This is a genomic window from Streptomyces sp. NPDC059785 (assembly GCF_042732375.1).
GTDB lineage: Bacteria > Actinomycetota > Actinomycetes > Streptomycetales > Streptomycetaceae > Streptomyces.
In genome coordinates this window covers 1-26,164 of sequence record NZ_JBHWHV010000003.1, presented here as the reverse complement: position 1 = coordinate 26,164, position 26,164 = coordinate 1, and the positions used below count along the sequence as shown (strand labels likewise).

Annotated in this window: 22 protein-coding genes; 12 read left to right on the top strand and 10 right to left on the bottom strand. The window is 75.2% G+C overall.

Annotated elements, in window-relative coordinates; translation table 11 throughout:
* Positions 1-117: 117 nt before the first annotated feature.
* The 6 genes from ACFV6E_RS02740 to ACFV6E_RS02715 form a co-directional block, all read right to left on the bottom strand.
* Entirely contained in the window at positions 118-564 is a 447-nt protein-coding gene (locus tag ACFV6E_RS02740) for a DUF6917 domain-containing protein (RefSeq protein WP_385171060.1), read from the bottom strand.
* Positions 561-1,601 carry a Gfo/Idh/MocA family protein gene (locus ACFV6E_RS02735; protein ID WP_385458971.1) on the bottom strand — a complete coding sequence of 347 codons (1,041 nt, stop codon included), beginning with the start codon at positions 1,599-1,601 and terminating at the stop codon, positions 561-563. The genes ACFV6E_RS02740 and ACFV6E_RS02735 overlap by 4 nt, the downstream gene beginning before the upstream one ends.
* Positions 1,598-2,836 carry an Ldh family oxidoreductase gene (locus ACFV6E_RS02730; RefSeq protein WP_385458969.1) on the bottom strand — a complete coding sequence of 413 codons (1,239 nt, stop codon included), beginning with the start codon at positions 2,834-2,836 and terminating at the stop codon, positions 1,598-1,600. Before ACFV6E_RS02730 ends, ACFV6E_RS02735 begins: the two co-directional genes overlap by 4 nt.
* A gap of 92 nt (positions 2,837-2,928) precedes the next feature.
* On the bottom strand, positions 2,929-4,359 hold the full coding sequence (locus tag ACFV6E_RS02725) for a M20/M25/M40 family metallo-hydrolase (protein WP_385458966.1): 1,431 nt from the start codon (positions 4,357-4,359) through the stop codon (positions 2,929-2,931).
* Positions 4,356-5,258, bottom strand: a complete 903-nt coding sequence (locus ACFV6E_RS02720) for a sugar phosphate isomerase/epimerase family protein (protein WP_385458964.1) — start codon at positions 5,256-5,258, stop codon at positions 4,356-4,358. The genes ACFV6E_RS02725 and ACFV6E_RS02720 overlap by 4 nt, the downstream gene beginning before the upstream one ends.
* Entirely contained in the window at positions 5,248-6,273 is a 1,026-nt protein-coding gene (locus tag ACFV6E_RS02715) for a Gfo/Idh/MocA family protein (protein ID WP_385177862.1), read from the bottom strand. Before ACFV6E_RS02715 ends, ACFV6E_RS02720 begins: the two co-directional genes overlap by 11 nt.
* Positions 6,274-6,506: 233 nt before the next feature.
* Between ACFV6E_RS02715 and ACFV6E_RS02710 the strand changes: the two genes are divergently transcribed.
* The 8 genes from ACFV6E_RS02710 to ACFV6E_RS02675 all read left to right on the top strand — a co-directional run bounded on the left by ACFV6E_RS02710 (position 6,507) and on the right by ACFV6E_RS02675 (position 17,088).
* On the top strand, positions 6,507-7,751 hold the full coding sequence (locus ACFV6E_RS02710) for a DegT/DnrJ/EryC1/StrS family aminotransferase (RefSeq protein ID WP_385458962.1): 1,245 nt from the start codon (positions 6,507-6,509) through the stop codon (positions 7,749-7,751).
* Positions 7,748-8,890 carry a DegT/DnrJ/EryC1/StrS family aminotransferase gene (locus tag ACFV6E_RS02705; RefSeq protein WP_385172421.1) on the top strand — a complete coding sequence of 381 codons (1,143 nt, stop codon included), beginning with the start codon at positions 7,748-7,750 and terminating at the stop codon, positions 8,888-8,890. Before ACFV6E_RS02710 ends, ACFV6E_RS02705 begins: the two co-directional genes overlap by 4 nt.
* 67 nt (positions 8,891-8,957) lie before the next feature.
* Positions 8,958-9,947 (top strand): UbiA family prenyltransferase, encoded by a 990-nt coding sequence (locus ACFV6E_RS02700; protein ID WP_385458960.1) that lies wholly within the window; start codon positions 8,958-8,960, stop codon positions 9,945-9,947.
* Complete coding sequence (locus ACFV6E_RS02695; RefSeq protein WP_385458958.1) at positions 9,944-11,308, top strand: NAD(P)/FAD-dependent oxidoreductase; 1,365 nt, start codon at positions 9,944-9,946, stop codon at positions 11,306-11,308. Before ACFV6E_RS02700 ends, ACFV6E_RS02695 begins: the two co-directional genes overlap by 4 nt.
* Positions 11,305-12,897: an AMP-binding protein gene (locus ACFV6E_RS02690; protein WP_385458956.1), complete on the top strand. Its 1,593-nt coding sequence runs from the start codon at positions 11,305-11,307 to the stop codon at positions 12,895-12,897. The genes ACFV6E_RS02695 and ACFV6E_RS02690 overlap by 4 nt, the downstream gene beginning before the upstream one ends.
* A 65-nt stretch (positions 12,898-12,962) precedes the next feature.
* Positions 12,963-13,778, top strand: coding sequence for a class I SAM-dependent methyltransferase (locus ACFV6E_RS02685; RefSeq protein WP_385172432.1), 816 nt, complete (start codon positions 12,963-12,965; stop codon positions 13,776-13,778).
* On the top strand, positions 13,775-15,466 hold the full coding sequence (locus tag ACFV6E_RS02680; RefSeq protein ID WP_385458954.1) for a CoA transferase: 1,692 nt from the start codon (positions 13,775-13,777) through the stop codon (positions 15,464-15,466). Before ACFV6E_RS02685 ends, ACFV6E_RS02680 begins: the two co-directional genes overlap by 4 nt.
* Positions 15,463-17,088, top strand: a complete 1,626-nt coding sequence (locus ACFV6E_RS02675; RefSeq protein ID WP_385458952.1) for a class I adenylate-forming enzyme family protein — start codon at positions 15,463-15,465, stop codon at positions 17,086-17,088. The genes ACFV6E_RS02680 and ACFV6E_RS02675 overlap by 4 nt, the downstream gene beginning before the upstream one ends.
* A 3-nt stretch (positions 17,089-17,091) precedes the next feature.
* Here ACFV6E_RS02675 and ACFV6E_RS02670 read toward each other — a convergent pair whose 3' ends face one another.
* From ACFV6E_RS02670 to ACFV6E_RS02655, 4 genes are read right to left on the bottom strand one after another with little or no spacing between them, the layout of a single operon-like run.
* The gene (locus ACFV6E_RS02670; protein ID WP_385458950.1) at positions 17,092-18,099 is read right to left on the bottom strand and encodes a DUF2891 domain-containing protein; all 1,008 of its coding nucleotides are present in this window, start codon (positions 18,097-18,099) and stop codon (positions 17,092-17,094) included.
* A complete protein-coding gene (gene pcp / locus ACFV6E_RS02665; protein WP_385172440.1) occupies positions 18,099-18,749 on the bottom strand; it encodes a pyroglutamyl-peptidase I in 651 nt (216 codons plus the stop codon). The genes ACFV6E_RS02670 and pcp overlap by 1 nt, the downstream gene beginning before the upstream one ends.
* A 35-nt stretch (positions 18,750-18,784) precedes the next feature.
* Positions 18,785-19,759, bottom strand: coding sequence for a DUF979 domain-containing protein (locus ACFV6E_RS02660; RefSeq protein ID WP_385172443.1), 975 nt, complete (start codon positions 19,757-19,759; stop codon positions 18,785-18,787).
* Positions 19,756-20,475, bottom strand: a complete 720-nt coding sequence (locus tag ACFV6E_RS02655; RefSeq protein WP_385172446.1) for a DUF969 domain-containing protein — start codon at positions 20,473-20,475, stop codon at positions 19,756-19,758. The genes ACFV6E_RS02660 and ACFV6E_RS02655 overlap by 4 nt, the downstream gene beginning before the upstream one ends.
* 310 nt (positions 20,476-20,785) lie before the next feature.
* Here ACFV6E_RS02655 and ACFV6E_RS02650 point away from each other — a divergent pair, with 310 nt between their 5' ends.
* The 4 genes from ACFV6E_RS02650 to ACFV6E_RS02635 all read left to right on the top strand — a co-directional run bounded on the left by ACFV6E_RS02650 (position 20,786) and on the right by ACFV6E_RS02635 (position 26,114).
* Positions 20,786-21,538 carry a LamB/YcsF family protein gene (locus ACFV6E_RS02650; protein WP_385172449.1) on the top strand — a complete coding sequence of 251 codons (753 nt, stop codon included), beginning with the start codon at positions 20,786-20,788 and terminating at the stop codon, positions 21,536-21,538.
* Positions 21,535-22,230, top strand: a complete 696-nt coding sequence (locus tag ACFV6E_RS02645; RefSeq protein WP_385172452.1) for an allophanate hydrolase subunit 1 — start codon at positions 21,535-21,537, stop codon at positions 22,228-22,230. The genes ACFV6E_RS02650 and ACFV6E_RS02645 overlap by 4 nt, the downstream gene beginning before the upstream one ends.
* Positions 22,227-23,087, top strand: coding sequence for a biotin-dependent carboxyltransferase family protein (locus ACFV6E_RS02640; RefSeq protein WP_385172455.1), 861 nt, complete (start codon positions 22,227-22,229; stop codon positions 23,085-23,087). Before ACFV6E_RS02645 ends, ACFV6E_RS02640 begins: the two co-directional genes overlap by 4 nt.
* A 228-nt stretch (positions 23,088-23,315) precedes the next feature.
* On the top strand, positions 23,316-26,114 hold the full coding sequence (locus ACFV6E_RS02635) for a M4 family metallopeptidase (RefSeq protein ID WP_385172458.1): 2,799 nt from the start codon (positions 23,316-23,318) through the stop codon (positions 26,112-26,114).
* Positions 26,115-26,164 lie beyond the last annotated feature (50 nt).

The window sequence follows — 26,164 nt, the reverse complement described above, 5'->3', positions numbered from 1 at the left end:
GGACACGCAGGGCGCGTAGGGCACACCGCGGCCGGTGGTTCCCGCCTCGTGCGGCGGAGCCACCGGCCGTACGCGGTGCGCGGTGCGCGGTACGTCGTACGCCGGGCTGCGGGCGGGTCAGGCCGGGGTTCGCGGCGGCCCGTACGGCGGCAGCAGCGGGGAGGCGGTGAAGGCGACGGACAGCTCCGGGCGCAGGCTGAGGCTGCGGCCGGTCGGCAGGCCCGCGGTGACGACGAGGATGTTGTAGTGGTTGGGGAAGTGGCAGGCGTCGAAGCCCAGCACCGTGCCGACGAGCGTGCCGCCGATCCAGCAGCCGTCGCCCCGGTCGATGACGCCCGCGCGGGTAAGCTCGGCGAAGCCGAGGAAGCCCACCCGGTCGATGCGGGTTCCCGGTACGGCGCCGTCCTGGTCGGTGGCGACCAGCTCGTGCAGCTCGCCGCGCCGCACACAACGGCTCGTGTACGGCTCCAGGGTCATGCCGCGGTCGGTGCGGCTGTGCAGCAGCACCTTGACCAGCGCGCCCCGCACCTCGCGCTTCGCCCCGTCCTCACCGGGACCGCTCATCGTCCCTCCCGCGTCCGCGCCGCCGTTCTCGGGTGCTCCCCCGCGCTCGGCTGCTCCCCCGTACTCGGGTGCTCCCCCGCGCTCGGCTGCTCCGCCGCACTCGGGTGCTCCGCCGTGCTCCGCTCCCGGTCGTACGCCGCGTGCACGAGTTCCAGTGCGGCCAGGCCGCCGCCCGCTCCGGCCGTGGCTCCCGCGTCGAGTGCCGCGGCGAAGGCGTCCAGGACACCGGCGTACTCGTGCCACAGGGACGCCTTGAAGCCGGGGTGCCCGGCGAGCAGGTCCGCCGTCAGGACGGTGCCGTCCGCCAGCCGCAGCCACAGGTCCTTGCGCTCCCCCGGATACGACCAGTCCAGCTCGACGCGGGCCGTGCCGCCGGCCACCGTGGAGCGCAGCGCGACCACCGCCCGCCGGTCGGTGCCGTGCGCGTCGCGGACGACCTCGGCGGAGGTCACCTCCACCTCGCCGAGCAAGTACCGCACCAGGTCGAAGGCGTTGGGCCCGTTGTCGGCGACGCAGCCGCCGCCGCACCGCAGCGGATCGAGGTACCAGGTGTCGCCGCCGATGTGGTCCTCGATGCGCTCCAGATAGCGGACCCGCAGCGCGGCGATCGGCGCCCGGTCCCTGAGCGCGCGCCGCAGGGCGCGCGCCCGGTCGTTGTGGCGGCGGTGGAAGGCGGTGAACAGCACCGTGCCTCGGTCCCGGGCCAGCCGGTCGAGTGCGCGTGCCTCGGCCAGGTCGGTGGCCAGCGGCTTCTCGACGCACACGGGCACTCCGGCCAGCAGGGCGTCCCGGCAGACCGGAGCGTGCAGGTCGTTGGGCACGGTGACCACGACGGCGTCCAGGCCCGGGTGGGCGAGCAGCGCGCGGTGATCGGCGTAGCAGACGACCCGCCCCTGGTACGGGGTCCGCGCGGCCTCGCGTACGTCGCACACCGCGACCTGCTCCCATCCGGGCAGCCGGTCGATCGCGGCGAGATGGAACCGGGAGATCGCCCCGAGCCCGACGACTCCGACGCGACGCGGCGGGCGGCGGGTCACGCCGCGCCTTCCCTGACAGCGGCGGGTTCGACGACAGGCGGTTCGGGGGCAGACGGCTCGACGGCGGCGGGTTCGGCAACCTCGGGCCCGGCGGACGCGGGTTCGGCAGGTGCGGGTTCCACGGGCGCGGGTTCGGCAGCCGCAGGCTCGGCGGCCGTCGGGTCCTGGGCGGGCAGGTCCAGTCCCAGATCCACCAGTTCCGCGTGCACGGCTGCCTCCAGCGGGATGCCCGTGCGCCGCCGTGTCCGTGCCCGTTCGGCCTCCCACCAGCCCGGATAGCGCACGGGGGTGTGCGGGTCGAGGGGCGGGCAGTCCAGCAGGGTGCGGAAGACGTCCCGCGCCGCGCCGGTGAAGTCCCCTTCCGGGCGCAGCGTTTCGGGGGCGATGGCCAGCAGCAGGAAGCCGATGTCGTCGTCGCGGCCGTGCGGCCGTCCGTCGCCGGTCAGGGCCGCCGGGGCCGGTCCCACGGCCGCGCCCGGCAGTACCGCGGCGAGCAGTTCGACGACCAGGCCGAGCCCGAAGCCCTTGTACGCGCCGGTGTCCGGGTCGCCGCCGAGCCAGCGCAGATACGCGGTGCCCCGGTCGAAGGCGGCCGGGTCGGTCACGGGTCGGCCGGCCGCGTCCTCCAGCCAGCCTTCCGGGAGGCGTTCGCCACGGCGGGCGGCGGTGCGGATCCGTCCGGTGGGCACCGTGGTGGTGCTCATGTCCAGGACGAAGGGGTGGCCGTCGAGGGCGGGCGCGGCGACGCCGAGCGGGTTGGTGCCGAGCAGGGGGAGCGCGCCGTGCGGCGGGCGGGCGATGCGCTGGCCGCCGCAGTTGCTCGCCACGAGCCCGATCATGCCGTGGGCCGCGGCGCGCACGGCGTGGAAGCCGGCGCAGCCGAAGTGTGTGGCGCCGCGCACCACTACGAGACCGATACCGTGGCGGCGGGCCCGTTCCACCGCGTCGTCCATGGCCTCGGCCGCCGCCCACAGGCCCAGCGCGCGCCGGGCGTCGACGACGGCGCAGGCACCCAGGTCGACGACCGTACGGGGAACGGCGGCGGGGTCGACGCGCCCCTCGGTGAGCAGCGGCAGGTAGAGGCGGGTCAGGTTGGCCACGCCGTGCGAGGCGGGCCCGGTCAGGTCCCCGTGGCACAGCGCGTGCGCGGCGAGAGCCGCGCGACCGGGCGGAATGCCGTACCCGGCGAAGAGCCCGGCGACGGCACCCACCAGCCGCTCGTGATCGACGACCACGGACGCCGGGGACGCGGAAACGGACGATGCGGGGGCGGAAGCGGTGACGGGAGTGGGTACGGAAGCGGGGACGGAAGTACGGGCAGGCGGCGTCATACGGCGCTCCCTCGGTCGGCTGATCGGGCTGATCGGGCTGATCGGGCGGCGAAGACGGTCAGCAGGCGCGCCACCACGTCCGCGAACGCCTCCAGATCCGCGAGGTCCGCGAACTCCCCCGCCGCGTGGGCACGGTTGTCGTCCAGGCGGCCGGGGCCGAGGACCACGGTGGAGGCGTCGGGCAGGCCGTCTGCCCAGATGGCGTCGCAGGTGAAGGCGGGCTCGTCGTCGGGCCAGCGGGGCGCGCCCGCCGCGTGCAGCAGGGACTCGGCCCACGGGTCGCTGCCCGCGGCCAGGCACGGCAGTCCGCGTTTGTCCCACTCCAGGCGGGTGACGGCGGCCGCGTCGGCGGCGGTACGGGCGAAGTGGGCGCTGTCCGCGAAGCGTTGGGTGAAGGCGCGCAGTCCGTCGGCCAGGGCCTCGGTGACCGCGCGTTCCAGGGCGGCGCCCTGCCAGGCGGTGGCGTAGGAGAGGTTGAGCAGCAGACTGCCCTGCCCGTAGACGCGGTTGTGCAGATGCCCGGTGTGCAGGCCGGCCACGCAGACCCGGCCGTCCGCCGTCCGCCCGTCGAGCGCGGCGGCCAGGTGCTGGGCGAGGAAGCCGAGTACGACGCTGGCGTTGTGGCCGTGTTCCGGGCGGTCGTCGACGGCGTCCTCGCCGCGGACGGTGATCCGGGCGGTCATCGACGCGGTGGCGCGGGGCAGCCAGCGCAGCCCGGTCGGTTCGCAGAAGACGTTCAGGCGGCCGGTGAACCCGGCCTCGATCAGCGGCCGGGTGCCGTAGACGCCCATCGCGCCGCCTTCCTCGCCGCCGACCGCCTGCACGAGCACGGCGACGCGGCGGCCGAGGTCCCGGCAGGCGGCGCGCGCGGCACGGACACCGGCGAGCAGGGCGACCGCCGGACCCTTGGCGTCGATCGCGCCGCGCCCGGTGAACCGCGTCCCGTCGAAGCCGACCGGCTCCGCGCCCGCCACCGTGTCCAGGTGGACGTTGAACATCACGGTCGGGACGCGCGGCAGATCCGGGCCGAGGCGCAGCACCAGACCGGGCTGGCGCGCCAGGAATCCGGGGTCGGCCGCGGCGCGCCGCCGTACCACCGCGGGTACGTCGGCGCGGTGCAGTACGTCCTCCGGCGGGGCGGCGTGGTGCACGACTTTGAAGCCGGCCGCGCGGGCAGCACGCGCGTAGGCGCGCTGCGCCCGCCGGAGTCCGTCGCGTCGGCACCGTCCTGGGCCCACGGTCGCGGGCCACCGCCGGTCGTGGCCGGGGCCGGGGCCGGGGCCGGGGCCGGGGCCGGGGCCGGGGCCGGGGCCGGGGCCGGGGCCGGGGCCGGGGCCCGTCTCCAGCGGTGCCACGGTGGGGATACGGAGCAGACGCAGCAGCAGCGCCCGGTCGCCGGGGCCGAACAGGGGCCGACGGCCCGTCACCGGGCGGCCCCGGTGGGCGCCGGGGCCGGCTCGTCCGCGTCGAGCAGGGCGCGCAGCCGCTGCCCGGCGCGGACGAACAGGTCCGCCGCGCCGCCGGTCGCGCGCAGCCCTTCGTGCGGGCGTACGGCCAGGTGCGGCTCCAGGCTGAACGCGCCCGCGTAGCCGGAGTCCAGCAGCAGCCGCAGGCAGTCGGCCACCCGCGCCCGCCCGTCGCCGGGCAGCGTGTACGTCACCTCGCCGGCCTCCGCGATCCCGTCCTTGACGTGCACGTGCGCCACGTACGGCGCGATCCGGCGCAGCAGGCCGCGGGCGTCGTAGCCATGCGCGAGGCCGTTGCCGGTGTCGAACAGCAGCCGCAGCGCCGGGGAGCCGGTCTCGCGCACCAGGCGCAGCATCCGGCCGGGGTCGGCGCCGGCCCAGCCCGCGCAGTTCTCGTGCAGCAGGGTGAGACCGGCGCGTTCCGCGCGGGCGGTCAGGCGGGCGACGCGGTCGACGGCCCGGTGTCCCCAATCGGCCTCGGGAAGACCGTCGTTGGGGTACGACATGACGCGGATGTACCGGCAGTCGAGCCGGGCGCACTGGTCGGTGAGGGTGTCCAGTTCGGCCAGGTCGGCGGCGAACGACGCGGTGATCGGGCGGGCCCAGTTGCCGATGCGGGAGGCCAGGGCGACGGTGCGGACGCCCGCCGCGCGGAGCCGCCCCGCGATCTCCCGGACCCGGTCCTGGCCGAGGTCGGACATCGGGACGCCGTCGACGGTGCGCAGTTCGAGCCCTGGCCAGCCGAGCCGGCCGAGCGCGGCGAGCTGGCCGGTCAGACCGGTGGCGGCCTCGTCACCGATCCCGGCCAGCCGCTGGACGGGGAAGGCGGCGGGCCTCGGTCCGCTGGGTTCAGCCGGCATGGGCGTCCCTCCGTGTCTGCGGGCCCGGCGACCGGGCGCGGTCGGTGGCGTGGCAGTGGTCCTTGGCGTCGCACAGCAGACGCACCACGGCGCAGTGCCGGCCGATGTCGGCGCGCGGGCCGTCGGCGAAGTCGCGGTAGGCGCGGTGCAGGAAGGCCGTCAGCGCGTCGTCGCGGAAGATCTGGCGGGCGGGCCGGTCGCCGGTGATCACGAGCTGGGCGTGGTCGTCGTGCTCGCTGAGCGGGTAGTGGCCGGTGGCCGTGCCGTGCGTGAAGTGCAGGGTGATGGAGCGCTGCCGTACGGGCGAATCGAGGTCGGAGACGATCTCGCTGCGGACGCCCGAGTGGTGACGGAGTGTCAGGCCCGCGCCGCCGAGCCGGGGCAGCACCAGGTCGCCGCAGTGCAGGTCGTGCCAGTGGGCGTCGACGAGTTCGGCGGGTCCGGCGAGGTCGAGGAGCACACCCAGCGCGTGCGGTATCTCGACGTCGAAGGCCGTGGGATGGCCGGCGTCGGTCAGGGACCGGGTGAAGCGGGGTTTGTGCTGGGTCGCGCTGATCGCCGTCAGCTCGCCGAGCGTGCGCTGCCGGACCAGCCCGCGCAGCCGGCCGGTGAGCTCCGCGTCCAGCCAGTGGGAGACCACGCGCAGGTCGAGCTGGTGGCGGTGGCACAGCCGGACGATCTCCTCGAGGTCGGCGCGCCCGGCCGCGAGCGGCTTCTCGACCAGCAGTTTGTCGAAGCCGTACAGGGCGAGTTCGGTCAGCACGGCGGTGCGGGCCGGCGGCGGGGTGCACACGTGCACCACGGTGGCCGCGGGGCTGACCAGACGGCGGGCCTCGGCCATGGTGCGGGTGACCCGCACGCCGGGCAGCCGCCGCCCGGCCTCGGCGCGCGGATCGCAGGCGACCGGCGGCACCGCGCACAGCGGTCCGTCCGGTGCGCGGGCGAGCCTCGCGAGCGCCTGGAGGTGAAGTCCCCTTCCGGAGCGGCCCAGTCCGACGATCAGAGGCTGCAGCATCGTCCCTCCCCACGCGGCGGACCGCCGTGCGGCCCGGCGGTCGAATCGCGCCCGGTGAGCGACTGTAGGCGCGGGCGCGGAAGCGGCGTCAATGCCGCAGAGCGAATGACGACCGCAAAGGATGAGGGCGGTAACCGTTACGAGTGAAATAGCCTGAGGCCCACTGACGCGCCTTTCTTCAGAGCGTATTTTTCTGTGGTATTGGAAATTCCGCCGACGCATGCAGGGGTGTGGTGGCATTGTCCGTCGACAACGACCTCGCGGCCGATCGCGGTGCGGCAGATTCCGGCGACAGCGGCGGCGAGCGCGTGCGGGACCAGGAGGTGTCCGTCCCGTTCTTCTCCCAGGCGGCGACCTTCGCGCGGCTGTGGCCGCTGATCGAGGCACGGGTGCATCGGGTCTTCGACCACGGAAAGTTCTCGCACGGGGCGCAAGTAGCCGAGCTGGAGCGGGAGCTGGCCGCTTATACGGGCGCGGGGCGGGTCGTCGCGGTCAACAGCGGCACGGACGCGCTGGTGCTGCTGCTGCGCGCGTGCGGACTGCGCCCCGGGGACGAGGTGCTGGTGCCCGCGTACTCCTTCATCGCCACCGCCAGCAGTGTCGTCCTCGCGGGCGGGCGGCCGCGCTTCGTCGACGTCGACCCCGTCACGTACGCCATGGACGCGGACGCGCTCGCCGCGGCCGTCACCCCGGACAGCCGGTTCGTGCTGCCCGCCCATCTGTTCTCCCGGATGGCCGACATGGACGCCCTGTCCGCCGTCGCCGCCCGGCACGGCCTCGCGCTCGTCGAGGACAGCGCGGAGGCGATCGGCATGCGGCAGGGCGGGCTCCACGCCGGGCTGCACGGCAGGGGCGGCGTGCTGTCCTTCTTCCCCAGCAAGACCCTCGGCGCGCTGGGCGACGCGGGCGCCGTGCTCACCGACGACCCGCTGGTGGCCGAGCGGGTCGCCGCGCTGCGGCACCACGGCCGGCCGGGCCGGACGCTGGACAACTTCCCCGCGATCTCCACCTCCAGCGCCCTGCCCGGCGTCAACAGCAAGACGGACGACCTCCAGGCCGCCGTCCTGCTGGCCAAACTCACCTGCCTGGACCGGGACATCGACCGCCGCGCCGCCCTCGGCGCGGCCTACCACCGGCGGCTCATCGGCGTCCCCGGCGTCACCCGGCTGCCCCACGTACCCACCCGCGGCCCGGACCGCGCCGACGTGCTGTACGTGTACCTGATCGAGGCCGAGCGGCGCGACGCCCTCGCGGCGCACCTCGCCCGGCGCGGCATCGGCACCGAGGTCTACTACCCCGTGCCGCTGCCCCACCAGCCCGCCTTCGCCGGACTCGGCCACCGCGCGGGCGACTTCCCGCACGCCGAGGCCGCCGCCCGGCGCGCGCTGGCCCTGCCCCTGTACCCGGATCTGACGGTCGCTCAGGTCGACCGGGTCTGCGCGGAGATCCGCGCCTTCTACGCCGGCGGGCCGCGGTGACCGCGCCGCGGCCGCCGCGCCCGGCCGTCCCCTTCTTCCCGCCCGACTTGTTCGCGGCCGACCGCGCGCTCATGCTCGACCTGCTGCGGCGCATCGGCGGCGCCCCTGAGCAGCGCTTCATCCTCGGCGAGCACACCCGCGCCCTCGAACTGCGCCTGCGCCTGCTGTACGGGGCGGAGGACGTGGTCGCCTGCGGCAGCGGCACCTCCGCCCTCACCCTGGTACTGACGGCGATGGGCGTGGGGGCGGGCGACGAGGTGGTGGTGCCCGCCCTCGGCTGCGCGCCGCCGGCCGCCTGCGTGGCCAACCTGGGCGCCGTCCCGGTCTTCGCCGACGTCGACCCGCACCGGATGGTCGCCGACCCCGACGAGGTGGAGCGCCGGATCACCGGCCGCACCGCGGCAATCATGCCGGCGCATCTGTTCTCGGTCATGGCGGACATGCCGCGCTTCACCGAGCTGGCGCGGCGGCGCGGTGTGCGGCTGGTGGAGGACTCGGCGGTCGCGCAGGGCGCCGTGCTGCACGGGCGGCCCGCGGGGCTGTGGGGCGAGGCCGGGGTCTTCTCCTTCGTCCAGGTGAAGTCGTTCGGGATGCCGGGCGAGGGCGGCGTGGTGGTGACCCGGGACGCGGAGCTCGGGCGGCGGGTGCGGATGCTGCGCAACCACGGGCAGGACGGCGAGCGGCGGTTCGTGCACCATGTCGTCGGCCACAACAGCCGGTTCGACGAGATCCAGGCGGCCTTCCAGTGCCACCGGCTGGCCGGGCTCGCCGCCCGGCTGCGGCGCCGGTCCGCCATCGCCGCGTACTACACCGACCATCTCGCGCCGCTCGCCGAGCACGGCATCCTCACCCCGCCGCCGGGCCGTGAGGGCCGCTGCCACTACGTGTACACGCTGCTGGCGGAGCGCCGCGACGAGCTGGCCCGGCACCTGCGCGAGCGCGGTGTCGACAGCCACGTGTACTACCCGCGCCCGCTGCCCCACCAGCCGGCCTTCGCCCCGTACACCGCGCCGGACGACCGGTGGCCGCACGCCGAGCGGGCCGCCCGGCGCATGCTCTCCCTGCCCCTGCACCCGGAGCTGACGGACAGACAGGTCGCGCACATCGCCGCCGCCGTGCGGGCCTTCGTCCTCTCCTGACCCGCGCGGCCCCCGACGTCTCGTACTGCCACCGACCGGACCCCCACCCGAGGGAAGGCAGCCCCCCATGACCGACCACGCACCCTCCGTCCCCCGCACCGTCCCCCCGGCCCGCCCCGAGGGCAAGGCGCGCAGTTACGCCCGGCTGGGCAAGCTCGACGTGTACGACTACTACCTCAGCATGGCCGTGGTGGTCTCCGCGGTGGCGCTGCCCGCCGGGCGGTCGGCACCGGCCGCCCCGGCGCTGGCCGCGTTCCTGCTCGGCGAGGTCTTCGTGGTCATGGCCATGGTCGCCCTGGACGACGTGACCGGCTTCCGCGACGGCAGCGACGCCCGCAACTACGGGCCCGACCACCCGCGCCGCAAGAGGCTGCGCAAACCGCTGGTCGCGGGCACCCTCACGCTGCGCGAGGCGCTCGGCTTCGGCTACGCCACGGCCGCCGTCGGCGCCGTGCTGTGGGGCCTGGCCGTCGTCCTCGCGCCGCACCGCCCGCTGTGGGCCGTACTGCTGGCCGCGGTGACGTTCGTCGTCGCGCTCCAGTACTCCTACGGCCTCAGGATCAGCTACCGCGGGTTCCAGGAGGTGTTCCTCGCGGGGCTCGGCGCGGCCCTGGTGATCACACCGTACGGCCTGGCCACCGGCGCCTGCTCCGGGTTCGTGCTGGTGCAGGGCGTGCTCTTCGGGTGCGGGCCGCTGCTGTTCGGGGTCTACTCCAACACCAACGACGTCGACGGGGACCGCGCCGCCGGGCGGCTGACCGTGGCCTCGCTGGCCACCCCCCGGGGCAACGCCCGCTTCGTGCTCGCCCTGTCGGCCGCGGAGTTCCTGCTCGGCGCGGCCGCCTCGGTGACGGGGCTCGCGCCGTGGTGGTTCGTGCTGTGGATGGCACCGGTGACCGTGCTGCGCGCCCGGCAGTACCGCACCGGCTTCCGGCAGGGCGACATCATGCGGGCCCGCAGGCTCGGCTTCACCGTGCACCGGGTGTCCACCGCCCTGCTCATCGGCGCGAACCTGCTGACCGCCGTCCTGGACCGCGCACCGGGAGGCACCGCATGAGCCCGCGCCTCGACGTGGCCGTGGTCGGCGCCGGCGTCGCCGGACTGACCACGGCGCACGAACTGCGCCGCGCCGGCCTCACGGTGCGCGTCTACGAGGAACAGCCGCACGTCGGCGGCCGGATGCACAGCTTCCGGTACGACGGCTACACCATCGACACCGGCGCCGAGCAGATCTCGCCGCACGGCTACCGCGCCACCTGGCAGCTGCTGCACCGGCTCGGAGTGCGGCGCGCCGACGTGCCGCGCATCGGCGCCCCCCTCGCCACCTGGCGCGACGGCCGGGCCCACCCCGGGGTCGCGGACCGCCGCGCGGTGCTGACCGGCGCCGGGCTGTCCCCGCGCGCCCGCGTCGACCTGGCCAGGATGCTGGCCTGGAGCGCGCGCCGCCGCGCCGGCTTCGACGACGACCACCCCGAACGCAGCCCGCTGGGCACCGCCACGGTCGCCGAGTTCGCCGCCCGCTACCACCGGGACGTGCACGACTATCTGCTGCAACCGCTGTGCGGCAGCTTCTTCGGCTGGGACACCGCACGCTCCACCGCCGCCCCGCTGATCGGCCTGCTGCTCGCGGTGGGCCCCGCCGCGGACTGGCGTACCTACCGCGACGGGATGGACCTGCTCGCCCGCCGGCTGGCCAGCGGGCTCGACGTGGTCACCGGGCGTGCCGTGCACCAGGTCACCACCGGCCGCGGCGGCGCGCGCCTGCACCTGGACGACGGGTCCGTCACCGCGCGGGCCGCCGTGCTCGCCGTGCCCGCCCCGGTCGCCGCCCGGCTGTACGCCACGCCCGTCACGGAGGCGGCCGCCTACCTGTCGGCCTGCACCTTCACCCCCGCCCTCAAGGTGAGCTGTCTGCTCGACCGGCCGCTCGCCCCGGCCGGCGACCGCAGGCCGTACGTGCTGCTCACCCCGCGGGCCGAGGACCAGGTGCTGTCCTGCGTCATCGCCGACCACGTCAAACACCCGTCGCGGGCGCCGGCCGGCAAGGGCCTGCTGACGCTGATGGCCGACGCCGCGACCATCCCGGACCTGCTGCGCTCGCCGCACGCCGAGGTCGTCGACCGGCTCACCACGGCGGCCCTGCGGTACGTGCCGGGGCTGCGCACGGCCGGGCGCGAGTACTTCGTGCACGCCTACACGCACGGCCTGCCCGAGGCGACCCCCAAGGCGCTGCGGCTGCGGTCCCGGTTCATGGCGCGCGGTACGGGCCCGGTGGAGTACGCCGGTGACTGGGTGATGCTGCGGCCCTCCAGCGAGGGCGCGGTGCGCTCCGGCGCGCTGGCCGCCTCCCGGGTGCTGGCCCGGCTGGCCGGCTCCCCCGGCCGGCCCGCCCGGCCGATCGAGGAGCTGACCCTGTGAAACCGCATGACATGGGCGTGCTGTTCGACCAGTGCGCCGAGCGCGGCGCCTCGACCCGGTTCCACCTGGACCGGCCCTTCGACCTCGGTCCGGGTACCCGCACGGAGTACAGCGTCGCCCAACTCGCCGTGCTGGTGCGGGACTTCGCGGGACGCCTGGCCGCCGCCGGGGCGGGGCCCGGCGACCGGGTGGCGATCGTCAAGGACAACCACTGGGACTACGACCTGCTGGCCTGTGCCGCCGTACGGATCGGCGCGGTGCCCGCGCAGCTCTCCGCGCATCTGCCGCCCGACGTCCTCGCCGTGCTCCTCGGCCGGCTTCGGCCCGCACTGCTGGTGACCACCCGCGCCCTCCTGGAGAACGGCCGCCGCGCCGGCCACGATCCGGCGGGCCTCGCGAATGCCGTCCTGGCCCTCGACGGCCCGGCGCCCGGCGCCCTCGGCCCGGACGACGTCCGCGGCCACGACGCGCCCGCGCCGAGGAGCCGCCACGACGACGACCCGCTGGTCATCCACCACACCTCGGGCACCACCGGCGCCCCGAAACTGGTGGCGCACTCCACCCGCACCATCATCGGCAAACTGGCCCGCTTCGAGGCCGTGCGCTATCCCCGGATCGGGCTGCGCCGCGACGACGTCCTGGCCAACGCCAGCGCCTTCGCGCACGGCAGGACCTTCTGCTGGACGGCCAGTGTGCTGTGCCTGGACCCACGCTCCGTGACCATTCTCAGCCGCCCCGACCCCGACCTCAGCGACCCGCTGCTGCGCGCCCGGCCGCCGACCGTCGTCGAGGCGCTGCCCGCCGCCTACGTACGGCTGCGGCCGCTGACCCGCCGCCTGGATCACGCCTTCCGCGACGTACGGCTGTTCATCAGCACCTACGACGCCGTGCACCCGCCCGTCCTGCGCGCCTACCTGGAGGCCAGCACGCGGCGCGGGGCGCTGTGGATGCAGGGCTGGGGGCAGACCGAGACCGGGCCGCTGACCTTACGTTTCCACACCCGCCGGTCGGTGCGCCCGGCCGGTACCGGGTCCGGGGCACGCAATCTGGGGCGGCCCGTCCCGGTCAGGACCCGGCTGCGGGTGGTCGATCCGGACACGCTGCGGCCGGTGCGGCGCGGCTGTCCGGGGCTGCTCCTGACCCGTACGCCGGCCCGTGCCCTGACCTACCCGGGCGAGGCCGACCGGTGGGCGGCCAAGCACATCGACGGCTGGTGGAGCACCGGCGACCTCGGCATCCACCACCGCGACGGCACCGTCACCCTCCTCGACCGCGAGGTGGACCGCACCCCGCAGCTGAGCTGTCTGCGCACCGAGGACCTGCTGGAGGACCGGCTCCCCGGGGTCCTCGAGGTCGTCGTGCTCGCCCGCCCGGGGCAGGCGCCGCTGCCGGTGGTCGTCACCGAGGACGGCACCCTGGACACCGTGCGCTGGCGCACCGCGGTCACCGGCCTGCCGCCGTTGCAGCCGCCGACGGTGCTCACCTGGCGGCAGCTGCCGCGCACCGGCACCGGCAAGGTGCGCCGCGGCGCCCTGCTGCGGCAGCTCACCGGCGACGCCGGCACCTGCGGATCCGGCCGGTGGACCTGACGGGCCCCGCCTCGCCCGCCCCGGCCGCCGCACCCCCACACGGACACGCGACGGAGGTACCTCCCGTGCAGCCCCTGGCCCCTCACCCCCGCTACCTGTTCCCGCACGACCCGGATCTGGTCCGGGACCAGTACCGCTGCCTGGCCGACGCCTACGACCCGATCACCCTGCCCCGGCTCGCCGCCACCGGCGTCACCGCGGGCTGGCGCTGCCTCGAGGTCGGCGCGGGCGGCGGCACCGTGGCCAACTGGCTGGCCGAGCGCGTCGCCCCCACCGGGAACGTCCTGGCCACCGACCTGGTGCCGCCCTCGTTCACCCCGCATCCTCGGCTGACCACCGTCGTCCACGACATCCGGCACGACCCGCTGCCCGGGGGCGCCTTCGATCTGATCGTCGTCCGCCTGGTGCTCCAGCACCTGCCGCGGCGCCAGGCTGTGCTCGGCCGGCTGGTCCGCGCGCTGGCGCCGGGCGGCGTGCTCCAGATCGACGAACTCGACACGTCCTACGAGCCGCCCCTGCTCGCCCCCGACGGGGCGGCGACGCGGCTGTACACGAAGTTCCTGGCCGCCCGGTCGGCGGCCGTGCGCGCGGCCGGCGGCGATCCGCACTGGGGCCGGCACGCCCCGGCCGCCATGCGCGCCGCCGGTCTGACCGGCATCGACCCGCAGCCCCACATCCTGCTGCGCAGCGCCGGCTCGGCCGCCCTGGAGCTCCAGGTGCACCTCACCCGCCACCTGCGCGACCAGCTCGTCGCCGCGGGCCTGACGGAGGGCGAACTGCGGCGAGTACGGGAGCTGATGCGCCGGCCGTCGTTCTGCGCCGCCTCCAGCGTGCTGTACTCCGTCCAGGGCCGCCGCCCGTACCCGGACGGGGTCTCATGACCACCCCGGCCCTGGCCGCCGAGGTCAGCTCCCGTCTGCTGCGGCCGGTCTGCGCCGACCGTGCGGCCATCACCTGCGACACCGGCTGGGCCGGTCCGATCGCCCTGCCGCTCGGCGACGAACGGGCCGTTCAGGCCGCCTGCGGCATCATGCACGTGCACGGCCGGGCGACCGGCCGCCCGGCGCCACTGGCCGTCGACTACGCCACCGCCACGGCCGGTGTGCTGGCCGCGCAGGGCGTGCTCGCCGCGCTGATCGCCCGCGCCCGCGGGGCCCGGATCAGCGCGGTGCGCACCTCGGTGGGGCAGGCCGCGCTGCTCGCCCTGGCCCAGTACCTGGCGGCCGCCACCACCGACGACGGACCGCCGGAGCCGCCCGGCTGCGGCACCGCCACCTTCACCAGCGCCGACCGGGTGCTCTTCGAGTGCGAGACGTTCGACCCGCTGCGCTGGCGCCGCTTCTGGCAGCTGCTCGGCGCCGACCCGGGCGCGAGCGCGCGAGGCTGGCGGCCGTTCCAGCAGCGCTTCGCGACCGCCGCCTGTCCGCTCCCCGCCGAGCTGCGCGGCGCCGCCGGGCGGGCCGCGTTCCAGGCCGTCCGCACGGCCGCGGACGAGGCGGAGGTCAGTGTGGTGCCGGTGGCCTGCGATCCGCGGCCGCCCAGCCTGCCGCCGTTCACCGTCACCGCGCACCGCGGCCCGGGCCCCGGCCCGCGCGACCACGGCGGTACGGGCGCCCGGCCCACGCTCGTCCGGCCGCTGGAGGGGATCCGCGTCATCGAGTCAACGAACCGGGTGCAGGGCCCGATGGCCGGGCACGTGCTCCAGCTCCTCGGCGCCGACGTGCTGCGCATCGAGCCCCTCGGCGGTGATCCGATGCGTGCGATCCCGCCCATCGCGGGCCGCTGTTCGGCCCGCTTCAGCGCCCTGAACGCCGGCAAGACGACCACCGAGATCGACCTGTCCACCCGGGCGGGCCGCCGGGCGGTGCACGAACTGGTGGCCACGGCGGACGTGTTCCTGCACAACTGGGCGCCGGGCAGGGCGGCCCGCTGGCGGCTCGACTCGGACGACCTGCACGCCGTCCGGCCGGATCTGGTCTACGCGGCGGCCTCCGGCTGGGGCCGGCACCTGCCGTATCCGCCGCCGATGGGCACCGACTACCTGGTGCAGGCGCACAGCGGCCTGGCCGCCGCCCTGCGCCCCGCCGACGAACCGCCCGCCCCCTCCCTGATGACCCTCACCGATCTGCTGGGCGGTCTGGTCTGCGCGCACGGCGTCCTGGCCGCGCTGTACACCCGTACCCGTACCGGCGGCGGCGCCCGGGTGGACTCCAGTCTGCTGTCCGCCGCCGTCGCCCTGCCCCGCCCGGCCGGGCGCCCCCGCTACACCCCGCTCGACCGTCCCGCGCCCACCCTCGACGGATACCTCCAGCTCGGCCCCGCCGCCCGCAGCCGGCCCCGGCGCACCGCGCGCGCCGTCGGACTGCCGCCCTCGGCGGGCCCGAAGGAGATCCTGACCCGGCTGCGCACCCGGCCCACCCGGCTGTGGCTGCTCAGGCTCGCCGAGACCGGGCTGAGCGCCACCGAGGTCTGCACGGACCTGCGGGAGCTGGCCCGCGACCTGCGTTTCTCCCGTGCCCTGGCCACCGCGGACCACGCCGTCCCCCGTACCCCCTGGGAATTCGCATGACCGTCTGGACCTCCAACAACGGTCTGGTCATCCATGACCTGGTGTCACCCGCCGTCCGCCGGGCCTGGGTCGCGCACGGGCACTGCCCGGGGCGCGATCTGTACACGCTGTTCGCCGGGCACGTGCGCCGCCATCCGCGGCGCCAGGCCGTCGTCGACCCGGCGGGCGCGCTGGACTACCGGACCCTGGACCTGTGGGTGCTGCGCATCGCGGCCCGGCTGCGCGACGCCGGGCTCGACCACCGCGACATCATCGCCGTCCGGCTGCCCGACAGCCGTTTCGCCGTCGCCGCCGAACTGGCCGTGGCCGCCCTCGGCGCGGTGGCCCTGCCCTACCCGGCGGGGCCCGGCTCCCGTGACACCCTCAGCCTGCTGCGCCGCTCCCGTGCCCGCGGCGCGATCCTCGCCGCCCCCGAGGACCTCGCGCTCCACCCCCGCCTGCCCGACCTGCGCGTGATGTGCGCCTTCGGCTTCCCGCGGCCCGGCGTCCACTCGCTGTCCGCGCCGGGTCCCGCGCTGGACCCCCGGCCCGTCGACCCGGAGGCCCCGGCCCGCATCCTGGTCTCCTCCGGCACCGAGTCCGAGCCGAAGATGGCCGCCTACTCGCACAACGCCATGGCCGGCGGCCGCGCCAACTACGTACGGGCCCTGCGACGCCGCCCCGGTCCGATGCGCAATCTGCTGCTGGCCCCGCTGGCCTCCTCCTACGGCTCCCTGGGCACCCACGTCACGGTCGCGGCCCTCGGCGGCACCCTGATCCTCCAGGACACCCGCTCCACCGCCGCCACCTGGGACACCATCGCCCGGCACCGGCCGACGCATGTGTTCGCCGTGCCCACCCTGCTGCGCCGGCTCGCGGACCATCCGGCGCCGCCCGGCGAGGACTTCGGCTCGTTGCAGGCGCTCGTCTCGAGCTGCACCACCCTGCCGGAGACCACCGTCGCCGCCTGCCGTGCCCGCTTCCGGCGCCCGGTCATCGCCGTGTACGGGTCCACGGACGGGGTCAACTGCCACACCGCCGCGACCGGTCTCGCCCCTCAGACGGGCATCGGACGCCCCGACCCGGCCGTGGCCGCCATCCACGTCCTCGACGAGCACGACCGCGAACTGCCGCCCGGCAGCCCCGGCCAGATCTGCGCCCGGGGCCCGATGACCCCGCTCAGCTATGTCGCCGACACCGGCCTGGACACCCGGCTGCGCACCGCCACCGGCTGGGTCCGCACCGGCGACCGCGGCTACCTGGACGAGAACGGCCGGCTGCATCTGCTCGGCCGGCTGACCCAGGTCATCGACCGCGGCGGCTACAGCATCAGCCCCGCCCAGGTGGAACAGGAGCTGGGCACCCATCCCGCCGTCGCCGAGGCCGTCTGCGTGTCCGTGCCCGACCCGGAGCTGGGCCAGCGCCTGTGCGCCTGCGTCCGCCAGACGCCGGGCAGTGCGCCGCTGACCCTCAAGGACCTCACCGGCTATCTGGAGACCCAGCGCGGCCTTGAGCGCCGCAAACTGCCCGAACTCCTGCTGCTCGTACGGGACATGCCGTTCACCGCGACCGGCAAGATCTGCCGCCGCACCCTGGCCGAGCTCGCCACCGCGCGGCAGGTGGACACCGGCCGGGCGCGGTGAGGTTCACTCGGCCGGGTCGAGCGCGAGGACGGCGAAGGTGGCCAGCCAGTGGTCGGTGGTGAAGTCACCGCGCTCCACGGCGGGCAGTCCGGCCGCGAGCTGGGCCTCGGCCGCCGCGGTCAGCCGGTCGCGGACGGGCCCGTCCGGCAGTGCCCCGGCGAGTGAGCGCAGCGCGGCGGCCCGGCTGAGGGCGAGGCCGAGCAGATGGCCGATCTGCGGGTCGGCGTGGTCGGAGACGACGGGCACGTCGAGCGGCGGGCAGGGCGCGCCGGTGCGCAGCGCGGGCAGGAAGCGGTCGAGCCACTGCGGAAACCGGTCCGCGGCGAGCACCCGGCGCACGGCGTCCGCCTCGCTCAGCGCCGGGGACAGGAAGTCCTGCCCCGACGGCTCCCAGTGCGCGGGCGCGTCGTGGTCGTCGGCGAACCAGGCCAGCAGGCGTTCGCGTACGGCGCGGTCGGTGCCGGGGGTGAGTTCGCCGGAGTCGAGGGCGACGCCGAGGGCGAAGGCGCTGTTGGGGTGGTTGCCGTGGCGTACCGGATAGGTGGCCTTCGGCAGCCAGCCGGCCAGCAGCCGGTCGACGGCGGCGGCGCCCGGTGCCAGGGCCTCGGTCCAGCGGGCGCCCGCCGCGCCGCCGTACGCCCGGCACTCGGCGGTGAGCGCGAGCAGCCAGGCCCAGCCGTAGGGCCGCTCGAAGGAGGGCCGGTCGAGGAGGTAGGCGGCCTCGGTGGCGATGTGCTCGGGGGTGAGGTGCCGGTCGAGGGCCTCGACGAGCGGCGCGGTGTCGGGGAGCGCCGGGGTGCCGCCGTGGCGGCGCAGCAGGCGGACGAGCAGCCAGTGCATGTGGACCGCGGAGTGCCAGTCGTAGGCGCCGTAGAAGGCCGGGTGCAGGGTGCGGGGGCGCAGCCCCTCGTCCGCCGAGCTGATCAGGTGGGCGGGGAAGTTGGGGTACTCGCGGGTGATGTTGGTGAGGGCGAGCCGGGCGAACGGGGCGGCGTACTCGGTGAGCGGCATCAGTGGGTGGCTCCTTCGGTGACCTTCAGGTCCGCTCCCGCCAAGGTGCGGGCGGCGGCGGCCAGCAGGGCGCGCAGACCGCGGGCGACGGTGGCGGGCTCCAGGGCGGGCGCGGTGCCGTCGGTGACCTGTTCCGGGGCCCAGGGGACGTGCGCGAAGCCGCCCCTGACGTGCGGGAACTCGGTGGCGATGAGGTGGCCGAGGCCGTAGGCGACGTGGTTGCAGACGAAGGTGCCCGCGGTGTTGGAGACGGCGGCCGGTACGCCGGCCTCGCGCAGGGCGGCGACGCAGGTCTTGACGGGCAGGGTGGAGAAATGGGCGGCGGGGCCGTCCGGGACCACCGGTTCGTCGATGGGCTGGTTGCCGGCGTTGTCGGGGATCCGGGCGTCGTCGACGTTGATCGCGACGCGTTCGACGGTGACGCCGGGGCGGCCACCCGCCTGGCCCAGACAGAGGACCAGGTCGGGGGCGGTCGCCGTGAGGGCGTCGCGCAGGGCGTCGAGGGAGTCGCCGAAGACGCAGGGCAGTTCGGCGGCGGTCACGGTGAGCCCGGCGGGCGGCTCGGCGGCCACGAGGGAGGCCGCCTGCCAGGACGGGTTGACGCGCTCGCCGCCGAACGGGGCGAAGCCGGTGATGAGGACGCGGGTCATGGTGCTTCCTTACGGGTGTCACGGGCCGGGACGGGTCAGAACGCGAAGACCGCCATGATCACCGTGCAGCAGCCGAGCAGCGCGACGCCCGTCGGTATCTGTGCCTTGATCGGCCCGTACTGGTCCTTCAGTTCGAGCAGGGTCGCCGGGACGATGTTGAAGTTGGCGGCCATCGGGGTGCAGAGCGTGCCGGCGAAACCGGCCAGCATGCCGATCGCGAGGACGGCCGGCTCGTTGCCGTGCAGCTGCTGGATGAGCACCGGCCAGCCGATCGCCGCGGTCATCACCGGGAACGCGGCGAAGGCATTGCCCATGATCACGGTGAACAGGAACATGCCGACGCAGTACGCGAGGACCGCGAGGTACTTGGAGTCGTCCGGCAGCACCTTGTTGACGAGGTCGCCGACCTCGGTGCCGACGCCGGCCGCCGCGAAGATCGAGCCGAGCACGGCGAGGAGCTGGGGCAGCAGCAGGGCGGAGCCCATCGCCTCCAGCATGGAGCGGCCCGAGTGCAGCGGGACGGAGACCTTCTTCTCGCCGGTGACCAGCATGCCGACGACGAGGGCGACGACACAGCCGAGGCCGAGCCCGAGCAGCGTGGCCTTGCCCGTCTCGAAGAGTCCTGACTCGTCGAGCACGGAGGCGCAGATGATCGCGACGACGGGGATCGTCAGGGCGGGGATGAAGATCTTGTTGCCGAGCCGGGCGGCGGAGGCGTCGCGCTGTTCGGCGGTGGTGGTGACCGGGACGCCCTTGCCGAGGAAGTTGAACCCGGCGAGCACGATCAGGGCGAGGACGGCGACGCCGAGCGGTTCGGCGGGCAGGGTCCAGCCGCCGTTCTTCGCCGTGGCGTTGGCGACTCCGGTGCCGTAGGGGAAGGTGAGGCCGAGCAGGCCCCAGAAGGCGGCGGAGGTCCACCGCTTGGGGTTGCTGCGGTCGGCCGCCATCTGTACGGCCATGACGACGAAGACGAGGCCGATGAGCCAGTAGAGCCATTCAACCTTGATCACTTCTCGGCCCCCTTCGGCAGCGGCAGCTCGTGTTCGGCGGCGGCCTGCGCCATCTCGCGCTCCAGCTGCCTGTCCAGCAGGAGCAGCCGGGCGCCGTGGATGAGGAAGGCGCAGACGGCGAGCGGGATCGCCCACAGGGCGAGCTGGGTCGGCTCGATGTCCTGCTGGTAGGTGGAGTTGACGAAGCCGGTGATCAGCAGGATGGAGCCGATCGCGATGAAGCAGTCCTCGCCGAAGAAGACGCCCACGGTGTCGGCCGACGCCGAGTAGGAGCGCACCTTCTCGCGCAGCCGGTCGGGCAGCTTGGCGCCGGTCGTGCGCTCGGCGGCGGCCTCGGCCATCGGCGCGACGAGCGGCCGCACGGTCTGCGCGGGCCCGCCGATGCTGTTCAGGCCGAAGGCGGCGGTGACCTGCCGGACCAGCAGGTACACGGTGAGGAAGCGGCCCGCGCTGAGCTTGCCGAGCCGGCCGATGAGGTTACGGGCCTGCTCGCGCAGGCCGTAGCGCTCGAGCAGGCCGATCACCGGGAGCACGATGGCGTAGACGGTGACCGAGCGGCTGTCGGCGAAGGACCGGCCGAAGGCCGCGAGGACCTCGAGCGGGTCCATCCTGCCGAGCAGGCCGGTGACGATACCGGCGACACCGACCACGAGGACGGGGTTGCGGCGCGTGACGAATCCGAGGATCACCACGACCACACCGAGGAGAACGATCATGCGGAAGCCTTCAGGCGTGACGGGCAGGACACCACGAGTGGCGTGCCGGGCGGAGCCCGACAAGTGGTACGGATCCGGAGGCTCCGGATCCATGGGGGATGCACGGACCTTAGGTGATCGTTGAACGATCGAACAAGGGGTGAGTTCTGTCCGTCATCCCACAGCACCCCGGTCGACGGCACCGTGACCCGGATCCCACAGCATCCCGATCGACGGCACCGTGACCCGGATCCCACAGCGCCCCGGTCGACCGCATCGTGGCCCGAGTGGCCCCTTGTCGGATCGTTCAACAATCCATTACGTTCAGAACGTGATCGATCTCAACGCGGACCTCGGTGAAGGCTTCGGCCGCTGGACCCTCACCGACGACGCCGCCCTGCTGTCCGTCGTCACCAGCGCCAATGTCGCCTGCGGCTTCCACGCGGGCGACCCCTCGGTGATGCGCCGCGTCTGCGACCTCGCCGCCGAACGCGGGGTCCGGATCGGCGCCCAGGTCTCCTACCGCGACCTGGCCGGTTTCGGCCGGCGCGCCATGGACGTACCCGGCGACGAACTCGCCGCCGAGGTGGCGTACCAGATCGGGGCGCTGAAGGTCTTCGCCGAGGCCGCGGGGGCCGAGGTGACTTACGTGAAGCCGCACGGCGCGCTCTACAACCGTACCGTCCACGACGCGGAGCAGGCCGCCGCCGTGGTGGCGGGCGTACGGCTCGCGGGCGGGGCGCTGCCGGTGCTCGGGCTGCCCGGGTCGCGGCTGCTGGCCGCCGCCGGGGACGCCGGGCTCGCCGCCGTGCCGGAGGCGTTCGCCGACCGCGCGTACACCCCCGAGGGCACGCTCGTACCGCGCCGCGAGGCGAACGCCGTGGTCACGGACGAGGACCTGGTGGTGCGGCGGGCGCTGGGCTTCGCGGTGGACGGCGCGGTCGAGGCCGTGGACGGCTCGACGGTCGCGGTCGCCGCGCGGTCCCTGTGCGTGCACGGCGACACCCCGGGCGCGGCCCGGATCGCGGTCCGCGTGCGCGAGGCGCTGGAGCGCGCCGGGGTCGCGGTGGAGGCGTTCTCGTGACCGGCGGCCCGTCGCTCGACGTGCGCCCCGCCGGACGGCACGCGCTCCTCGTCGAGCTGCCGGACGCCGAGCGCACCGGGGCCTTCCACGCCGAGCTGCTGCGGCGGCGCGCGGCCGGCACGCTGCCGCCGGTCGAGGAGATCGTGCCGGGCGCCACGACCGTCCTCCTGGACGGGGTGCGCGAGCCCGAGGCGCTGGCCCGCAGCCTCGCCGGCTGGGAGCTGCCGACGCAGTCCGCCGGGGACGGCGACGTCGTGGAGATCCCGGTGCGCTACGACGGGCCCGATCTGGCCGACGTGGCGGACCTGTGGGGCATCGGCGCGGACGAGGTCGCCGCCCGGCACGCCTCGTACACCTACCGGGTCGCGTTCTGCGGGTTCGCGCCCGGCTTCGGCTATCTCACCGGGCTGCCCGACGGGCTGCACGTGCCGCGCCGCGCCACGCCGCGCACCCGGGTCCCGGCCGGCGCGCTGGCGCTCGCGGGCCCCTACAGCGCGGTCTACCCGCGCGTCACGCCCGGCGGCTGGCAGCTCATCGGCACCATGCCCGACCCCACCCCCCTGTGGGATCTCTCACGCGAGGAGCCGGCGCTGCTCACCCCGGGGACCCGGGTGCGCTTCGTCACAGCGGACGGCGCGGGTGCGCACGGCGCGACGGACGGTGGCGACGGTGCGACGGACGGTGCCGCATGACCGTCAAGCTGACCGTCGTCCGCTCCGGCGCCCTCACCACGGTGCAGGACGCGGGCCGGCGCGGCCACGCCCACCTCGGGGTGCCGCGCTCCGGCGCGCTCGACGCGCCCGCCATGCGGCTGGCCAACCGGCTGCTCGGCAACGAGCCCGACGCCGCCGTCCTGGAGACGACGCTGACGGGCTGCGCGCTGCGGCCCGACCGCCCGGTCACCGTCGTGGCGGGCGGTGCGCCCTGCCCGGTGACGGTGGACGGACGGCCCGCGGCCTGGGGCACACCGGTACGGGTGCCCGCAGGCGCCGTCCTGGACGTGGGCACGGTCACCGCGGGCGTGCGCTCGTATCTCGCCGTCGCCGGGGGGATCGCCGTCGAGCCGGTCCTCGGCAGCCGCTCGACGGACCTGCTCTCCGGGCTCGGTCCGGCGCCGCTGCGTGCCGGCGACGTGCTCCCGGCGGGCCCCGCCCCCGCCTCCCGGGCTGCGCTGCCCGTGGCCGCGCCCTGGCCGGGGCCGCCCGCGGAGCTGGTCCTGCCGCTGCGGCTCGGCCCCCGCGCCGACTGGTTCACGCCGGGAGCGCTGCGCACCCTCACCTCGGCGGCGTACCGCGTCTCCCCGCACAGCAACCGCATCGGCCTGCGCACCGAGGGGCCCGCGCTGGAGCGGGTCTCGACGGGCGAGCTGCCCAGCGAGGGCATGGTCCTCGGCGCGGTCCAGGTGCCGCCGGACGGACGCCCGGTGGTGTTCCTGCACGACCATCCGACGACGGGCGGCTACCCGGTGATCGCGGTCGTCGCGCAGGACGCCCTCGCGGCGGCGGCCCAGGCCGCGATCGGGACGCCGGTGCGCTTCGAACTCGGCTGACACACCTCCGGGTTCCGGGCAGCGCGCCGGAAGCGTCCGCTCCGACCGGCCGGAAGTCACCCGTGGCCACTTCGGCCCCGTTGATGGGGCGGCGCATCACCGCTTCCATACCCCTTGCCGGGCGGCATTCCGCCGAACGGCACGACCGGCGAGGGGGGTTGGGAGACCGTGCGTCGTCCCGGAAAAGTCAGAGGAGCCCGAGGCCGCGGCAGCGGCGGAAGAGCACGAGTGAGCGGAATACCGGGTGCGGTGGCGCTGCTGAGCGCCGCCGCACTCGTCGTCTCGGCACCACCCGCGAACGCGGCGACGGCGGCGCGGACCCCGGACCCGGGCCCCGGGCAGGTCGTCCCGGGCCAGAAGACGGACACACCGGCGCTGGTGCGGGGCATCCGCGAGCAGGCGCCGGCCACCGGCAGCGCGGCCGGGGCGGCCCGCACCTATCTGGACGGCAAGCGGAGCCGGTACGGGATCGCGGACGCGCTCCACGACCTGGTGGCCGCCGGGACCATCACCTCGGGCGGCCGGGAGACCGTACGCCTCCAGCAGGAGCACGAGGGCGTGCCCGTGCTCGGCGGCCAGTACGTCGTCCGCATGGAGAAGAAGGACGGCGAGCGGGTCGTCACCGGCACCTCGGGCAAGTACTTCACCGAGCTGACCACCGGCACGACGGCCGCGGTCGACGAGACGCTCGCCGTCGAGCGCGCCGTGGACGGCGTCCTGGACGAACTCGGCTCCCGGCACCTCGCGCAGGGACCGCGCGAGGGCGAGGAGGAGCGGGCGCCGCTGACGGGCACGGCCCGCGGCCTGGTGGTCCTGCCGAACGGCAGCGGCGTCCTGACCCGGCACGTCACCGTGAGCGGCACCGACCCGGCGACCGGTGAGGCCGTGCTGCGCGAGGTGTACGTCGACGCGAACGCGGGCTACCCCGTCCTCCAGTACAGCGGTATCCAGACGTTCGGCGGCAGCGTCCACGCGACCGAGGGGCCCGCGGCCACCGCCGGGCAGCGGACCCTGGCGGCCGGGACGAAGGGCAGCGGCGTCCGGCTCGACGGCACGCCCGTCGACCTGAACGTGGAGTACGTCGACTACCTCGACCACTACGTCCTGCGGGACCGCGAGCGGATCCCGGAGGACGAGTACTACGACCGCTTCCTGGCCACCTACGACGCGCGCGGGGTGAACGCGGGCGACGCGGCCGGGCAGTGGCCCGAGGGCGTCGACCTGTTCACCTCGCCCACCGCCGCGTTCGGCACCGAGGCCACCGAGTCCGGCGCCGTGGACGCGCACTGGGCCGCCGGTCAGGTCTACGACTACTACCGCGACCGGCTCGGCCGGAACAGCCTCGACGGCCACGGCATGTCCATCGAGTCCCTGGTGGGCGTGACGAACTACGGGCAGCCGTACGTCAACGCCTTCTGGGACGGCGACAAGATGGTCTACGGCAACGGCGACGACGAGTACCGCCCGCTCTCCTCGGCCCTGGACGTGGTCGGGCACGAGATGACGCACGGCGTGATCGAGCACTCCGCGAACCTCGTCTACGCGGGCCAGTCCGGCGCGATGAACGAGGCGATCGCCGACTACTTCGGCAACGCCATCGAGGCGGACTTCTACGGCACCGACCCCTTGGACCCGGACTCGGGTCTGCTCGGCGAGCGGCTGTGCCGTACCAAGTCCCCGCGCGAGTGCGCGGTGCGCGATCTCGACGACGGGCGCACCACGGCCAAGTCGTTCCTCGGCCTCGGCTTCGGCACCGACAGCGGCGGCGTCCACTACAACTCGACCATCTTCGGCGGCGCGCTGTGGGACGCCCGCCAGGACCTGGGCGCCACGCTCACGGACAAGATCGTCTACCGGGCGCTGACCGAGTACCTGACCCCGCTGGACGGCTTCACCGAGGGGCGGGCCGCGGTGCTCGCCGCCGCCACGGACCTCGGCGTCGACGCGGCCGGGCAGAAGGCGCTCCAGCGGGCCTTCACCGGCCACGGCATCGTGCCCGGCTGGGAGATGGCGCTCGGCGTGGACTCGGACCCGTTGTTCGACCGGATCAACACCACCGACACCGACCTCGGCGGGGGCGGCGGCTGGTGGGCGGCGGCCAAGTCGAACGAGGACGGCTCGGAGGCGTACTCGGTGTGGGCCGGGCGCGCCGACGGCACGGGCACGCCGAAGCTGATGAGCCCCAACGACGGCCGCTACCACGTCAATCCGGCCACCGACGGCAAGACGGTGGTGTGGGAGGCGTTCGGCTCCAGTGGCGTGGCGATCCTGGCCAGACCGCTCGCGGGCGGGCCGGTCAAGACGGTGTGGACGGGCCGGAGCGCGGGCAGCTCGATCGACGTCGACGGTGATGTGGTGGCCTACTCCTGGTACAACTACGGCGGGCGTCCGGGCGTGGCCTACCAGAGCATCAAGGACCCGGCGAACCGGGTCACGTTCGGCGGCGGCACCTACCACCGGGCGTCGTCCGTGTCGGTGGCGAACGGCAAGGTGGCCTACCAGCTCTACGACCGGGTGCGTGCCGTGTACGAGTGGTCGACGCGGGTCGTCGACGTCGCCACGGGTGAGCAGACGGTGATCGAGCAGACCCCGAGCACGTCGAGCCACGGTCCGACGGCCCTCAACGGCACGCATGTCTTCTGGCTCCTCGACGAGGACGTGGCCGAGGGGAAGACGGTGCTGCGGCGCGCCGCGCTCGACGGCTCCGGCAAGGTGGATCTCAGCCCGGAGGCCGGGCCCGACGCGCTGAACGCCTACGACGTGACGGTCTCCGAGGACACCGTGACGGTCGGCAGCTACATCGCGGGCGCCACCGAGCCCGGCAACGAGGTCACCGCCAAGCTGTACCAGTTCGACGCGGCCGGTACGCCCGGCGCCGCGGGCACCGCCAGGGGCCGGGTCTCCTGCAACCGCGGCGAGCAGGCCTCGGCCGCCGCGGTGGACGGCGCCCAGGTGGTGTGGCTGGACTCCACGACCGGCACCACGGACGTGGTGACCCGCACCCGCCCGGCGGGGCGGTGTGGCTGACCGGTAACGCTGCGTGAGGCCGGGTCCGTCACCACGTGGTGGTGACGGAC